Below are 13,715 nucleotides of genomic sequence, written 5' to 3' on the forward strand. Positions count from 1 at the left end.
TGCGGCGGGCGGTGCTTTCCCCGCTCCTGCTTTCGGACTATAGGGCGCGCATGCGACAGATCATCTACAAAATTTGCCCAGAGGCGCTTTGGCGCGAGGCCGAGGCATGCGGCACCTTCACCGGCGCGCCGGTGGACGTGGCCGACGGCTTCATCCACTTCTCCACTGCCGAGCAGGTGCGGGAAACCGCGGCCAAGCATTTCGCGGGACAGGACGGCCTGCTGCTGGTCGCCATTGACGAGGCATGGCTTGGTCCCGCGCTGAAATATGAGGTTTCTCGCGGCGGGGCGCTGTTTCCGCATCTTTTTGCGCCGCTGGACCTTGAGGCGGTCGTCTGGGTCAAGCCGCTGCCGCTGGACGCGGGCGGCTCGCATGTATTTCCGGCCCTGGAGGCGTGATGAGCCTTTTCGACACGCTCGGCCGCAACCTGCTCTTCACCTTCGATCCCGAGACGGCGCACGGCCTTTCAATCAGGGCGCTGCGTTGCGGCGTTCCGCTGCCGGGCAAGGCGGTGTCCAGCCCCAGGCTGCGTGTTTCTGTTTGCGGGCTCGATTTTCCCAATCCGCTCGGCATGGCGGCGGGCTACGACAAGAATGGCGAGGTGCCCGACGCGCTGCTGCGGCTGGGCTTCGGCTTCGCCGAAATCGGCACGGTGACGCCGCTTGCCCAGCTAGGCAACCCCAAGCCGCGCATCTTCCGCCTGACCGAGGACGAGGCCGTGATCAACCGCCTCGGCTTCAACAATGAAGGCCACGAGCGCTGCGAGCAACGGCTTGCCGCCCGCGCCGGGCGCCCCGGCATCGTCGGCGTCAATATCGGCGCCAACAAGGACAGCGCCGACCGCACCGGCGACTACGAACTTGGCGTGAAGCGCTTTGCGCGCCACGCCAGCTACCTCACGGTCAACATCTCCTCGCCCAACACGCCGGGCCTGCGCAACATGCAGGCACGCGAAAGCCTGGCCGAGCTGCTTTCCCGCGTGGTGGCCGCACGCGATGCCGAAGCCGAGCGGCTTGGCCGCAAGACGCCGATCTTCCTCAAGATCGCGCCCGATCTGCACGAGGCCGACCTGGAGGATATCGCGGCCGAGGTGACGGAAAAGGCCGTGGAAGGCGTGATCGTTTCCAACACGACCATCTCCCGCCCTCACCTCGCCAGCTCGCAACGCAATGAGACCGGCGGTCTCTCGGGCAAGCCGCTGTTCGCGCGCTCTACCATCGTGCTGGCCAAGATGCGCCGGCTGCTCGGCCCTGACGTCGCGATCATCGGTGTGGGCGGCGTGAACTCGAGCGACAACGCGCTGGAGAAGATCCGCGCCGGCGCCGACCTGGTGCAGCTTTATACCGGGATGATCTATGCCGGGCCGACCATGCCGGCGCGTATCGTTGAAGGCATGGCCCGCTTCGCCGAGGCGGAAGGTATTTACAGCTTGACCGAGCTACGCGGCACGCGCCTGGCCCACTGGGCCGACCGCACGCTCGACTGACCACTTTTCCGGCTGATGTGCTCAGCCGGCAAAGGTGGCGCGCACGTTCCTGGGCACGATCGACAGCAGGCTAAGGCCGCGCGCGATGAGAAACACGTGCAGCGCCGCCCAAAGGCCATGATTGCCGAAAAAGTGGCTGAACACCGCAAGCGATGCGACAAAGGCCGCGAATGACAAGAGCATCATGTTGCGCATGTCGCGCGACCATGTCGCACCGATGAAAACCCCGTCCATCTGGAAGGCCATGACGCCGCTAAGTGCGGTGAAGGCGGCCCACGGCAGGTAGATCGCGGCCTCGGCCTGCACTGCCTCGGCGGTGGTGACCAGGCCGATCAGCCTTTCGCCGAACAGCAGCACCACGACACTCGCCACGCCGGCGAGTGCAAATCCCCACAACGACGTCAGTTTGACCGCGCGGCTGAACGCCGGCAGATAGCGCGCGCCGACCGCCCTGCCGGCCAGTTGCTCGGCGGCGGTGGCGAAGCCGTCGAGGAAATAGCTCGACACCATGAAGAAATGCATCAGCACCGCATTGGCGGCGAGCGTCAGCGTACCAATCTGCGCAGCCTGGCGCGTCAGCAGCGTGAACGCTCCCATCAGCACGAAGGAGCGGATCATGATGTCGCCGTTGAGCGCCAGCATGCGGCGCATCGCAGTTGCTTCGAAAATCTCGCGCCAAGCAATCTTGGGCATCGCCGTAAAGCGGCGGGCGACGATCGCTAGGGCAAGCAGCATCGCGACCGCTTCGCCACAGACCGTGCCCCAGGCGACCCCTTCGATGCCCCAGCCGAAGTGCAGGCCGAACAGGACGGACAGCGCGATGTTCACGCCATTGAGCACGAGTTGCAGGAACAGGCCCATCCCCGCCTCGCCGCGCCCCAGGAAGTAGCCGAGCATGGCGTAGTTCAGAAGCGATGCGGGCGCCGAAAGCAGCCGGATGCGGATATAGGTGCCCATGGCCGCGGTGACGCGCGGCTCGGCCGCCATGAACCACTCGCCCAGCGCGGCAACAAGCGGTGCCAGCAGGATGAGCGCAAGGCCGCAGGCCAGCGCGATGGCTCCGGCTCTCAGCAGCACTGCCCGCTCTTGCCCCGTATCTCCCCGGCCAAAGGCCTGGGCGACGAGACCGGTGGTGCCGGAGCGCAAGAAATTGAAGCTGGTGAACACCACGTCGAAGACGATCGCGCCGGCGGCCAGACCGCCCAGCAAGGCAGCGTCCCCGAATTGCCCCACAACGGCCGTGTCCACCACGCCGAGCATGGGAGTGGTGATGTAGGCAAGCGTCATCGGGATGGCGATGGCGAGCACGCGCCGGTTGCTTACCTCGAATGCGGTGGGGCCGTTCTGCGTCAACCGGTTCTGATCCACGTCGGTTCTTTCAGTGCGAGACGACCCGATGTGCAGTATCCGCCAGGGCGAACGCAAGGGCCGGATGTCAGGAGAGGCTGCATCCTGTCACCCGCCCGTGGCCGAAGCTCAGCGCCGATAGCTCAAAAGCCGCAGGACGACGAAGACCGGCACGACCACGGCGGCACCCAGCAGGAAATAGCCCATGAAGCGGTCGATGGTCTTGAACCCGAGATTCCAGATGTGCACCACGAAATCGCGGACCTGGTAGACGACGTCATAGGGCGACCAGCCGAAATAGCTCATCACGATGCCCACCAGAAACGATATCACGACCAGCTTGAGGAAGATCCGAAGCGGTGTGTCGCCGAGAAAGCGCGTCAATTCGGACATCGTTCGTCCTCCTGCGATTCGCGTTGCCGTCTCGCGCAAATAGGCAAGTTTGGGCGCCCCGTTCAAGCCGTGCCGACCACAGAAATTCAAACCAGCCAAGATTTGCGATTGCCCAGCGGCGCGTGTGCATGATAATCGAAGCGGTATGCGGGTATGATGTAATGGTAGCTTGTCAGCTTCCCAAGCTGAACGCGCGGGTTCGATTCCCGCTACCCGCTCCAGCCTCATTGGCGGTCTACTTTTTTCGAATTCGCGACCGCGCGCGGCACACGCGATACCCACAATTTCCGGCGGCATGCGCTTTGACATCGGCTCGATCCAAAGCCAAATGGGCGGCGGTCTTTCTCGCCCGGGGCTATGGCATTGAACCATTTTGGCAAAAACTCTCTGCAGGCGCCGGCCGTGCTGAAGCGGAGCTTCGACCTTCTAGCCGCGATCGTTGGCATCTGCGGGCTCGCGCCGGTCATCGGCCTCGGGGTGCTGGCGGTCCGCCTGACCTCACCGGGACCGGGCATCTTCTCGCAACGCCGGGTCGGGCGGAACGGCAAGATTTTCTACTGCCACAAGCTCCGGACGATGCACGTGGAGACGCCCGAGGTTCCGTCGCATGAAGGCTCCGTCAGCTTCGTCACGCCGCTGGGGCATTTCCTGCGCCGAACCAAGCTGGACGAACTGCCCCAGCTCTACAACGTGCTGCGCGGCGAAATGAGCTTCGTCGGGCCCCGACCCTGCCTGCCAACGCAGACCGAGCTTGTTCGGGAACGCGACAAATACGGGCTTCTCGCGCTACGACCCGGCATAACCGGCCTTGCGCAGATACGCGGCATCGACATGTCGGACCCGAAGCGCCTAGCCGCGATCGACGCCGAATATGCCGAGACCGCCTCGCTCGCCGTGGACTTGCGAATTTTGTGGGCCACGGTTTTCCGCGGGGCCGGCCGAGGCGACAGGCTGCGCGGCTAGACGCCCCGTCGTTCCAGAAGATAAAGCGCAGCAGAGGCACTTATGGCTTCCCGCGCCGTGAGCGGAGGCGCCCACCGGAACGCCGCGCGGAAGCGGCTGGAATCCACCTCCAGGTCGCCCAGAAGACTGCGCGCGACACGGCCTTGCCCCGCTGCACCCAACAGCGCCTGCAAGCAGCTCTCGGGAAAAGCCCACAGCCGAGGCGGGCGCTTCATGCCCTGCCGGAGCCAGCCGATCAACTCAGCCAGGCTGACGGCCCCGGAATCCGCTACCGCGTAGACACCGCCTCTCTCCTGATCGATGAGCGGAGCGTTCACCACCGTCGCAATGGCATCGGCGAGGTTGTCGACGGCGATCAGGCTTCTGCGGTTGCGAACCGCCGCAAAGGGCAATGGCAGTCCGGAAGCCGCCAGCCGCTGCAGCAGGGCCCAGTTGCCCTTGGCGTTCCAGCCATAGACCAGCGGCGCCCGGATCGAGATGCCGACGCGACCTTGCCGCGAAAAGCCTGCCACGTGGGATTCGGCAGCCAGCTTGGACAGGCCGTAAGGGTTGCCAGGACCGCGCAACGGGGTATCGCCAGACACCGGCGCGTCGCTCGAATTGTCGGCCACCGCAAGCGCGCTGGACAAGTGGACGAACAGCTTCACCCCGGCTTCGAACGCCTGTTCGGTGAGACAGGCGGTGCCGAGATTGTTGACCTTGTCGAAATCGCCCGGCGTGACGCCCCGACCCGGCACTTGCGCCGCCAGATGGATTACCGCGTCGCAGCCGCGCAAGGCGCTGCTCCAATCGGTGTGCGGGCCGAGGCCGCCGACGACGATCGTCTCAGGCCGGCCGGCGGTATTCGCGAGCGGCGATCGTGTCGCAATGGCGATATCGTGCCCATCCTCGGCCAGCCTGCTCAGCAGGTGACCGCCGACGAAGCCGCTCGAACCTGTGACCAGAATCCTGGTCAAGACAGTTCCGCCTCAGCCGGCCCGGCATGCGCTGGTATGGCGCTTGCCAGGTTGGGGCAAGAATGCCTGCCATTGAATACCCGGTGAATTAACGAAGGCATTTCTGTGGCCCTATCGCCAATTTGGGCGCCTTTGTGTTATTGGGAGGTCCGAGGCTTTATATTCAAGGCCTTAATGAGGCGTCAAACGCTTCGGGGACACAAACTGGAATGATTTCGCTTTTCGGCGCGCGCAGAATCAATCTCTGGCGGCTCGGAAGTATCGCGCTTGACCTGGCAATCGCCGCGGGCGCGTTCTTCTCAGCCTATCTGTGCGCGTATGGGCACATCCGTCTGCCCCATGTGCCCGGCATGTGGGAAAAGACGGCCTCGTTCACTGCCGTCTGCGCTGCCTGCTTTTTCATTTTCAATGTGCAGAAAGGCTCCTGGCGCTACGTGTCGCTTTCGGAACTGGGCGCCTTGACGAAGGCGACGGTGGTCGCAGTCGGCGTCTACACGATGGGAGCTTTCCTGCTCTCGCGCGGCGTAAATATGCCGCGCAGCGTTCCCGTGCTGTCGGCTCTTTTCCTGATAGCCGGCATGTCCGCCACGCGAGTCGTTTACCGGCTGGCGATGGAGGGCAACTGGAAGGCGGGCTTCTTCGGATCGAACTGGGCGAACAGGAACCGCAAGGTCGTGCTTCTCGGGCTTTCGAACAGCGCCGAGAGTTTCATCCGCAGCACCAGGCGCAGCAGCGCCAGCAATCTGTCGGTGGTCGCGATCTTCGATGACGACCCGCGCAACCGCTCGCGCATGGTGCACGGCGTCAAGGTCGTCGGGGCGCTGGCCGACATGGAAAATTATGTCAAACGCGTCGAACGCGGCGGCTTGAAGATTTCTGAACTGGTCGTCACGGAGCAGCAGCCGAGCCGGCAGCGACTGAACGAGATCCTCGAAGTGGCCACAGGCTCAGGCCTGAAGGTGACCAGAATTCCCGACATGACGGCGACCTTGTCTGTCACCAGCAGCCTTCTTGCGGAACCTAAGCCTATCGAACTGGAAGACCTGCTTGGACGCCCCGAGGTGGCGCCAGACACGGAAAGCATAGCCCACCTGATCAATGGGCGCGTGGTGCTGGTTACCGGTGCCGGCGGCTCGATCGGCTCGGAACTGTGCCGGCAGATCGCCACCTCCAATCCGGGGCTGCTGATCGTCACCGACAGTTCGGAGTTTCATCTCTACACGATCGACAATCAGCTGCGCAAAACCTATCCGAAGCTGCCGATCGTCACCCGGTTCGTAAATGTGCGCGACGCAACCCGGGTCAACGACATTTTCCGCATCTACCGGCCGGATGTCGTATTTCATGCGGCCGCGCTCAAGCATGTTCCGCTGGTCGAGGACAACCCGATCGAAGGCGTCAAGACGAACATTCTCGGCACCCGCAACGTGGCCGACGCGGCGCTGGCCAACGATGCCAAAGCCTTCATCATGATCTCCACCGACAAGGCGGTGAACCCGACGAGCGTGATGGGAGCGACGAAACGCGCCGCGGAGGCCTATTGCCAGGCCCTGGACGTGAGTTTGGCCTCCACACGTTTCAAGACCGTGCGGTTCGGCAATGTGCTGGGCTCGAATGGCTCTGTCGTGCCCCGCTTCCAGGAGCAGATCGCCGCCGGCGGCCCGGTGACGGTCACGCATCCGAACATCGTGCGCTTCTTCATGACCATTCCCGAGGCGGTGCGCCTGGTCTTGCATGCATCGGCGCACGCGCTACGGCATCGAGGCGAGCGCGGCAGGATCATGGTGCTGGACATGGGCAAGCCCGTCCGCATCGTGGAGTTGGCGGAACGCATGATCCGGCTCGCAGGCTTCAGGCCGCATGCCGACATCGAAATCTCCTTCGTCGGGCTTCGCCCCGGAGAAAAGCTCTACGAGGAACTGTTCGATCCCTCGGAAGTGCGGGACGCCAAGACCGACGAAGGCTATGTGATCGCCTCGCCGCGCGTGATCGACAAGACGCTGCTGCACCGCACTTTTGCCAGCCTGGAGGCTGCGGCGGCGCGCGAAGATGCCGACAGGGTAATCGAGCTCCTGTCGCACCTGGTGCCCGAATACCGGGCAGCCAGGCCCTCCTCGATCGAGGTCCTCGAGGCGGACACCTCGGAACTTAATTGACCCGCCTTCAGCTTCAACGGGCAGCGCGACCGCCCGTTTCAGGCGGTGCGAAAATGCTTGGAAAGCTTCAGGCCCTGCGCCTGATAGTTCGACCCGAGATCCGTTCCGTAGAGCGCGTTCGGCCGCGACAGCATGTGCTCATAGACGAGACGGCCGACAATCTGGCCGTGCTCGAGAATGAACGGCACCTCGTGGCTGCGCACTTCCAGCACCGCACGGCTTCCGGTGCCGCCGGCGGCGGAATGGCCAAAGCCGGGATCAAAGAAGCCGGCATAGTGGACGCGGAATTCGCCGACCAGCGGGTCGAAAGGCGTCATCTCGGCCGCATGGCCTGGCGGCACATGTACCGCCTCGCGGCTGACGAGGATGTAGAACTCGTCAGGGTCGAGTACCAGCTCGCCCGCGCCGCGCCGGTAGAGCGGTTCCCAGAAATCGTGCAGGTCCTGCGCCGCGCGCTTGTCGACGTCGATCAGCCCGGTGTGATGCTTGGCGCGGTAGCCGATCAGGCCGTCCTTGTCGCCCTGGAGATCGATGGACAGCGCGATGCCGCCGCCAGAAATGTTGGGCGTCTCGGAGGCGACCAGCGTTTCCGCCTGATGCAATTCGTGAAGCTCGGCCTCGGTCAGCAACGCGTTGCCAATACGGAAGCGTATCTGCGACAGGCGCGAGCCGGTGCGCGCGATGATCGGGAAGGTGCGCGGGCTGACTTCCAGATAGAGCGGCCCGGAGTAGCCGGCCGCGATCTTGTCGAACTCCTGGCCGTGATCGGTCATGACGCGAGTGAAAATGTCGAGGCGGCCGGTCGAGCTCTTCGGATTGGCCGAAGCCGAGATCGCCTGAGGCAGCGAGAGGCTTTCCAGCAGCGGCACGATGTAGACGCAACCGGTTTCCAGCACGGCGCCCTGCGTCAGGTCGATCTCGTGCAGCTTGATCCGGTCAAGCTTCTCGGCAACCTTGTGGCCGGGGCCCGGCAGGAAGCTCGCACGCACGCGGTAGGCCTTTTCGCCCAGGCGCAGGTCGAGGCTGGCCGGCTGGATCTGGTCGGTGTCGAGCGGGCGAGCGGAAACCAGTGCTCCCGACTGGAAGAGTGCCGAGATCTCCTGATCCGGAAGAATGCCTGCCTTCGCCAATGCCTGCTCCGCTGAAATGATCGAAGGACGTTTAATGATGTAGATCATTGACGCAAGCCGGCACGAGGTCTAAATGGGCTTTATCCCCGTGGTGATTTGCCGGTCGGCTTGCAGCCACGTTAAACAAGTCGCTAAAGGGCCGCTCGTGCACCGGCATGCGACTCTTCGCGGCCGGTTTTTTTGTGTTTGGATCAAGGCTATGACAAAAAACAAGCGCGACTGGAAGCCTGCAACCCAACTCGTCCATTCTGGAGTGCTGCGCTCCGGATTCGGCGAAACCGCCGAGGCGATGTTCCTGACCCAGGGCTATGTCTACGACACCGCCGAGGCGGCGGAGGCGCGCTTCAAGGGCGAGGCGCCGGGCTTCATCTACTCGCGCTACGCCAATCCGACCGTCGACATGTTCGAAAAGCGCATGTGCGCGCTGGAAGGCGCCGAGGACGCCCGCGCGCTGGCCTCGGGCATGGCTGCGGTGACAGCGGCTATCCTGTGCAGCCTCAAGGCCGGCGACCATATCGTGGCTGCGCGCGCGCTGTTCGGCTCCTGTCGCTGGGTGGTGGAGACGCTGGCGCCTCGGTACGGCATCGAGGCGACGCTGGTGGACGGCCGCGAGATCGCCAACTGGGAAAAGGCGGTGCGTCCCAACACAAAGGTGTTCTTCCTCGAAAGCCCGACCAACCCGACGCTGGAGGTGGTGGACATCGCCGCCGTGGCTGCACTGGCCAATTCGATCAACGCCCGCCTCATCGTCGACAACGTCTTCGCCACGCCGCTGATGCAGAAGCCGCTGGAGCTGGGTGCGCATATCGTCGTCTATTCGGCCACCAAGCATATCGACGGCCAGGGCCGCTGCCTGGGCGGCGTCATCCTGTCCGACAAGCAGTGGATCGACGAGAACCTGCAGGACTATTTCCGCCACACCGGCCCGAGCCTGTCGCCGTTCAACGCCTGGACGCTGCTGAAGGGGCTGGAGACGCTGCCGCTGCGCGTGCGCCAGCAGACTGAAAGCGCGGCCAAGATCGCCGATTTCCTGGCCGGGCGGCCGGGGGTGGCGCGCGTGATCTATCCCGGCCGCGCCGACCACCCGCAGGCCGACATCATCAAGAAGCAGATGTCGGGCGGCTCGACGCTGATCTGCTTTGATCTCAAGGGCGGCAAGAAGTCGGCCTTCGCCTTCGAGAACGCGCTCGACATTGTGTTGATCTCCAACAATCTCGGCGACTCCAAGAGCCTGATCACCCATCCGGCCACCACCACGCACAAGAACCTGACCGACGAGGCGCGCGCCGAACTCGGCATCGGCGACGGCACACTGCGCCTTTCGCTGGGGCTGGAGGATATCGACGACCTTCTGAAGGACATCGACGGCGCACTGAAGGCAGCGGCGTAAAGCCCCAAGCGGCGCGGCGCCCTCCCTCCCCTTGAGGGCAGAGCACATTGAGTTCGACCCCCACTCCGGTTTGCTGCGCAAACCACCTCTCCCCCGCTCGACGGGGGAGAGGAAACGCCGTCCGCGACGCTGGCTCCCTTCCTCTCCCCTTTTGAGGGGGAGAGGTGCCGAGCGAAGCGAGGCGGAGTGGGGGTAAGCCGTGACATACGCGATCGCCTTGCGCGTCATCCCACCTCGTGGATCGAGGCTCGCACCTATTCATCGCCACGCCCGCCTTCGCGTCTGGCCGTTGTCGCTCGTGCTCCAGCCCGAGGATAACGAGGGGGGCGACCGGCGCCAATCGCCGGCTCCGGCCCGAAGATGACGGGATTGGGGCCACGCCTGCGGCCTATCCGCCATTCACCAATGCAAGGATGAGCTGGTGGACGTTGCCGCCGTCGCTGAGCTCGACGCGGTCGAAGTCGCGGCTGCGCTGGCGCTGCGCCAGCGAGATTTCCGCCAGGCGCTTCGTCAGCTCTTCGCGGACCTTGCTGCAACCGGCATCGTCGGGAACGGAAAAGCCGATGCTCAGCTGCTCGATTTCTTTCACCATGTCCTTGATGTGGTCGCCATGCACCCGCTCATGCGCCTCAACCCCTGCATAGAACGCTTCCCAGTTCGCGCGGATGGCGGGCGGCAGTTTCCCGTTCGGCCGGGGCAGCAGGTAGGTGATGGTGAGGTTGGGCCCCGCTGAAACCAGCGTGCAGGCGCCGTCCTTCTGCGGCTCGTATTTGCGCGACCAGGTAAGCTTGAAATTGGTGTGGGCGATTGTGCGGACGCCAAGGCTGCCCACCTTCGGGCCACGCTCGCCGATCGAGGCGTAGAGCTCGGCGCCCGTCTTGCCCGACACGGCGTAGGTCTCGACCTTCTCGACCGCCTGCCACTCGGCGTGGGCGACGACGGGCAGCGACAAGGCGAAGGCCGCCAGCAGGCAAATTCGGACTGCCGTGTTCACGCGAATCCCCCGGGAGTTTCGATGCGCGCGGAAGCTAGGCGCGGCAGGTGCGGCTTGCAATGCGGCATGAGGCCTTCATCGAAATGTGCGCGCCGCCAGCACTATCCGCGACAGCGCGGTGTAGAAGCTGAGCGCGGCAAAGGCATAGGCAATGGCCGGAAACCAGCCCGGGAACAGGCAGAAGGCAGTGAAGACCGCCAGCGTCTCGGTGGCTTCGGCGAGGCCCGCCGTGAAGAACAGCGACTTCTCGCCCCGCGGCTTGCCCGGCAGCTTGCGCCGTTCGGCCATGACTGCATAGGCAAGGAAGGTGGACCCGTTGACGTAGAAGGAAAGCAGCAGCACTGCGCCGGCAACCGCATTGGCCGCAGGATCGGCCAGCACGAAACCGAGCGGAATGGCGCCATAGAAGGCGAAGTCGAGCACGATATCGAGATAGCCGCCGCGATCGGTGCGGCCGTTTACACGCGCCACCGCGCCATCCAGCCCGTCGCCCAACCGGCTGGCAAGCAGCAGCGCAAGCCCGGTGAGGAACCAGCCCTTGGCAATCGCCGCAGCAGCCAGGAGCCCGACGCCAAAGGCGACGAACGTCACCGCATCGGCCGATACCCCGGCCCTCGCCAGAAGGACCCCGCCTGCATCCAGCACCGGGTCGATGCGCTTGCGCGCCCAACCGTCCAGCATCCGCCTACCCCCTGCTGCGTCATTGCGCCCAATAGACGCCAATTGCCGCCATGGGGAAATCACAATCACGAGGAAGATGAACCAAAGCCGTTGACCGTCTGCCGCTCAGGGCGGATTCTTTCGGGAACTTAGGAGTGCGACTGCCATGTACCGCGCCGTAACGCGCAACATCGAGGTGAGCGTGGAGCCGTTCTATCTCGAGGAACGCTCAAACCCCGCGGAAAGCCGCTATGTCTGGGGCTATCGGGTGACCATTGCCAACCAGTCGGACGAATTCGTGCAGTTGCTGTCGCGCTACTGGCAGATCACCGACGAGAGCGGCCGGGTGGAGGAAGTGCGCGGCTCGGGCGTCGTCGGCGAACAGCCGGAGCTGAACCCCGGCGACAGCTACCAATACATGTCCGGCTGCCCGCTCACCACGCCCTCGGGCATCATGGTGGGGCGCTACACCATGCGCAACGAACGCGACGAGTTGTTCGACGTGGAGATTCCGGCCTTTTCACTGGATCTGCCTGGAACGGCCCACACGGTGAACTGACGCGGCGGTAATGCGTCGGCGTGCGTGAGCGCTTTCTGACAGCAACGGTGCGTTGCCGCGAGATTACGGCATGGATCCTCGGGTCAAGCCCGAGGATGACGAACCGAAAAATGTCACTGCCAACTTTCGCCGGTAGGTGCCTTGCAGAGACGCCTCTGCCTTCGTCATCCTCGGGCTTGACCCGAGGATCCATGCCGGAACGCATCAATCAAACATGCAGGATTGCGTCCTTGGACCGATCCGCTACCGTGCGGCCATGACGGGCTATGTGTACATGACAGCCAGCCAGAAACGCGGCACGATCTATATTGGCGTGACCAACGACCTTGGCCGCCGCATCCCGGAGCACAAGGAGGGCAAGGGATCGCGCTTCACGGCGCGGTACGGCGTGCATCGGCTGGTGTGGTACGAGGAACATTTCGACATCCGCGACGCGATCCAGCGCGAGAAGTCACTCAAGCGCTGGCTGCGTCAGTGGAAGATCGAATTGATAGAAGCTTCCAACCCCGACTGGAACGAACTCCTGCGGGGTTCCGGCTGGTGAGGCCGGAGGACAGATCAAACCGCTTCGGTGAACTCGTCCGGCTCGAACTCGTATTTCTTCGAGCAGAATTCGCAGTTCACGCGGATGAGGCCGTCTTCCACGCTGTCGGCGATCTCCTCGGCTGAAAAACCGCCGAGAATGCCGCGCACCTTCTCGCGCGAACAGGAGCACTGGTCGAGCACCTCGACGCTGTCGAACACGCGCACGCCGTGCTCGTTGAACAGGCGGTAGAGCAGTCTTTCGGAGCCGACGGTCGGGTCGAGCAGTTCGGTCGGCTCGACAGTGGCCGACAGCGCCAGCAGTTCCTGCCAGGAATTGTCGGCGACCTCGCGCGGCGACAGGTCGGTGTCGCCGTCGCCGCCATGGATGTCGGGCGCGCGCATGCGCTCGGGCGCCTTGGGCAGGAACTGCGCCAGGAGGCCGCCGGCGCGCCAGTATTCGCGGCCACCCGCGCCCGGCACGACCTGCTTGCCCACGGCAAGCCGGACGTCGGTTGGGATCTGCTCGGACTGGCGGAAATAGGTCTTGGCCGCTTCCTCCAGCGTGATGCCGTCGAGCTGGACGATGCCCTGGTAGCGCTGGGTGTGCGGACCCTGGTCGACCGTGAGCGCCAGCACGCCGTTGCCCAGCAGCGTTTCGGGCGAGCTTTCGCCAGCCGCCATCAGCCTTTCCAGCCGCTCATTGTCAAAGCGGGCATAGGCGCGCACCGAATGCGGCGTGGCGAAATCCGCCACCAGCATGTCGACGGGCCCGTCGGTGCGGGTCTGCAGGATGAACTTGCCCTCGAACTTCAGCGAAGTGCCGAGCAGCACGGTCACCACCACCGCCTCGGCCAGAAGGCGCGCGACGGGCTCGGGGTACTCGTGACGGGCGAGAATCTGGTCAAGCAGGGGCCCGAGCTGCACGATGCGGCCGCGCACGTCGAGCGGGCCGACCTCGAAGGGCACGACATTATCGTCGCCGGCCACGCCGAATTCGCCGAGCTTGAGTTCTTTATCAGCCAATGGATCCAATTCCTTGTGGCGGCCTGCCGGCGGGACGAAGCGCCGGAGCCGCTGGTTCAGACATCAAAGCGGGTATGATCCGGGGCAAATAGGCATCGCCACGCGCCGGATCAAGCTTCTGAGCTGCAAAACC

The 13,715-nt window shown here is 64.3% G+C and carries 14 protein-coding genes, 1 tRNA gene and 1 riboswitch; of the genes, 8 read left to right on the forward strand and 7 right to left on the reverse strand.

Going from position 1 to position 13,715, the window contains the following annotated elements:
• The first annotated feature begins 50 nt into the window (after window positions 1-50).
• Together AC3A4H_RS03680 and AC3A4H_RS03685 are read left to right on the forward strand one after the other, a co-directional pair.
• Window positions 51-398: a DUF952 domain-containing protein gene (locus AC3A4H_RS03680; protein ID WP_487765466.1), complete on the forward strand. Its 348-nt coding sequence runs from the start codon at window positions 51-53 to the stop codon at window positions 396-398.
• Window positions 398-1,486 (forward strand): quinone-dependent dihydroorotate dehydrogenase, encoded by a 1,089-nt coding sequence (locus tag AC3A4H_RS03685; protein ID WP_487765467.1) that lies wholly within the window; start codon window positions 398-400, stop codon window positions 1,484-1,486. Before AC3A4H_RS03680 ends, AC3A4H_RS03685 begins: the two co-directional genes overlap by 1 nt.
• A gap of 21 nt (window positions 1,487-1,507) precedes the next feature.
• Here AC3A4H_RS03685 and AC3A4H_RS03690 read toward each other — a convergent pair whose 3' ends face one another.
• The gene (locus AC3A4H_RS03690; RefSeq protein WP_487765468.1) at window positions 1,508-2,854 is read right to left on the reverse strand and encodes an MATE family efflux transporter; all 1,347 of its coding nucleotides are present in this window, start codon (window positions 2,852-2,854) and stop codon (window positions 1,508-1,510) included.
• 108 nt (window positions 2,855-2,962) lie between these two features.
• Window positions 2,963-3,226, reverse strand: coding sequence for a DUF6460 domain-containing protein (locus AC3A4H_RS03695; protein WP_487765469.1), 264 nt, complete (start codon window positions 3,224-3,226; stop codon window positions 2,963-2,965).
• A 147-nt stretch (window positions 3,227-3,373) separates the two neighbouring features.
• Between AC3A4H_RS03695 and AC3A4H_RS03700 the strand changes: the two genes are divergently transcribed.
• Window positions 3,374-3,447 (forward strand) — tRNA-Gly (locus tag AC3A4H_RS03700).
• Window positions 3,448-3,631: 184 nt separating this feature from the next.
• Window positions 3,632-4,189, forward strand: coding sequence for a sugar transferase (locus AC3A4H_RS03705; protein ID WP_487765888.1), 558 nt, complete (start codon window positions 3,632-3,634; stop codon window positions 4,187-4,189).
• Here AC3A4H_RS03705 and AC3A4H_RS03710 read toward each other — a convergent pair.
• Window positions 4,186-5,145: an NAD-dependent epimerase/dehydratase family protein gene (locus AC3A4H_RS03710; protein ID WP_487765470.1), complete on the reverse strand. Its 960-nt coding sequence runs from the start codon at window positions 5,143-5,145 to the stop codon at window positions 4,186-4,188. The two genes, AC3A4H_RS03705 and AC3A4H_RS03710, sit on opposite strands and share 4 nt — an antisense overlap.
• 209 nt (window positions 5,146-5,354) lie before the next feature.
• Between AC3A4H_RS03710 and AC3A4H_RS03715 the strand changes: the two genes are divergently transcribed.
• Window positions 5,355-7,301, forward strand: coding sequence for a polysaccharide biosynthesis protein (locus AC3A4H_RS03715; RefSeq protein ID WP_487765471.1), 1,947 nt, complete (start codon window positions 5,355-5,357; stop codon window positions 7,299-7,301).
• Between the two features lie 38 nt (window positions 7,302-7,339).
• On the opposite strand, the gene AC3A4H_RS03720 is transcribed toward AC3A4H_RS03715, so the two are convergent.
• Window positions 7,340-8,431: a 2'-deoxycytidine 5'-triphosphate deaminase gene (locus tag AC3A4H_RS03720; protein WP_487765889.1), complete on the reverse strand. Its 1,092-nt coding sequence runs from the start codon at window positions 8,429-8,431 to the stop codon at window positions 7,340-7,342.
• 78 nt (window positions 8,432-8,509) lie between these two features.
• Window positions 8,510-8,586, forward strand: a riboswitch (SAM riboswitch).
• Between the two features lie 44 nt (window positions 8,587-8,630).
• On the opposite strand from AC3A4H_RS03720, the gene AC3A4H_RS03725 reads away from it, so the two are divergent.
• Window positions 8,631-9,821: an O-succinylhomoserine sulfhydrylase gene (locus tag AC3A4H_RS03725; protein WP_487765472.1), complete on the forward strand. Its 1,191-nt coding sequence runs from the start codon at window positions 8,631-8,633 to the stop codon at window positions 9,819-9,821.
• A 388-nt stretch (window positions 9,822-10,209) separates the two neighbouring features.
• Here the strand turns inward: AC3A4H_RS03725 and AC3A4H_RS03730 are convergent, their stop codons facing one another.
• Both AC3A4H_RS03730 and AC3A4H_RS03735 read right to left on the reverse strand, forming a co-directional pair.
• Window positions 10,210-10,815: a DUF922 domain-containing Zn-dependent protease gene (locus AC3A4H_RS03730; RefSeq protein WP_487765473.1), complete on the reverse strand. Its 606-nt coding sequence runs from the start codon at window positions 10,813-10,815 to the stop codon at window positions 10,210-10,212.
• Window positions 10,816-10,890: 75 nt separating this feature from the next.
• Window positions 10,891-11,496: a CDP-alcohol phosphatidyltransferase family protein gene (locus tag AC3A4H_RS03735; protein ID WP_487765474.1), complete on the reverse strand. Its 606-nt coding sequence runs from the start codon at window positions 11,494-11,496 to the stop codon at window positions 10,891-10,893.
• Window positions 11,497-11,641: 145 nt separating this feature from the next.
• Here AC3A4H_RS03735 and apaG point away from each other — a divergent pair, with 145 nt between their 5' ends.
• Both apaG and AC3A4H_RS03745 read left to right on the forward strand, forming a co-directional pair.
• Window positions 11,642-12,034 carry a Co2+/Mg2+ efflux protein ApaG gene (gene apaG, locus AC3A4H_RS03740; RefSeq protein WP_487765475.1) on the forward strand — a complete coding sequence of 131 codons (393 nt, stop codon included), beginning with the start codon at window positions 11,642-11,644 and terminating at the stop codon, window positions 12,032-12,034.
• 256 nt (window positions 12,035-12,290) lie between these two features.
• Window positions 12,291-12,578: a GIY-YIG nuclease family protein gene (locus AC3A4H_RS03745; RefSeq protein WP_348777949.1), complete on the forward strand. Its 288-nt coding sequence runs from the start codon at window positions 12,291-12,293 to the stop codon at window positions 12,576-12,578.
• A gap of 14 nt (window positions 12,579-12,592) precedes the next feature.
• Here AC3A4H_RS03745 and AC3A4H_RS03750 read toward each other — a convergent pair whose 3' ends face one another.
• Window positions 12,593-13,582: an Hsp33 family molecular chaperone gene (locus AC3A4H_RS03750; protein WP_487765476.1), complete on the reverse strand. Its 990-nt coding sequence runs from the start codon at window positions 13,580-13,582 to the stop codon at window positions 12,593-12,595.
• Window positions 13,583-13,715: the final 133 nt, after the last annotated feature.

This window comes from Pseudaminobacter sp. Soil_N_29 (genome assembly GCF_057656055.1).

Bases quoted from the DNA above. Each gene is read 5' to 3' on its own strand.
- apaG (WP_487765475.1), top strand. From the start codon at position 11,642: ATGTACCGCGCCGTAACGCGCAACATCGAGGTGAGCGTGGAGCCGTTC.
- AC3A4H_RS03685 (WP_487765467.1), top strand. From the start codon at position 398: ATGAGCCTTTTCGACACGCTCGGCCGCAACCTGCTCTTCACCTTCGAT.
- AC3A4H_RS03695 (WP_487765469.1), bottom strand. From the start codon at position 3,226: ATGTCCGAATTGACGCGCTTTCTCGGCGACACACCGCTTCGGATCTTC.
- AC3A4H_RS03680 (WP_487765466.1), top strand. From the start codon at position 51: ATGCGACAGATCATCTACAAAATTTGCCCAGAGGCGCTTTGGCGCGAG.
- AC3A4H_RS03735 (WP_487765474.1), bottom strand. From the start codon at position 11,496: ATGCTGGACGGTTGGGCGCGCAAGCGCATCGACCCGGTGCTGGATGCA.
- AC3A4H_RS03715 (WP_487765471.1), top strand. From the start codon at position 5,355: ATGATTTCGCTTTTCGGCGCGCGCAGAATCAATCTCTGGCGGCTCGGA.
- AC3A4H_RS03745 (WP_348777949.1), top strand. From the start codon at position 12,291: ATGACGGGCTATGTGTACATGACAGCCAGCCAGAAACGCGGCACGATC.
- AC3A4H_RS03725 (WP_487765472.1), top strand. From the start codon at position 8,631: ATGACAAAAAACAAGCGCGACTGGAAGCCTGCAACCCAACTCGTCCAT.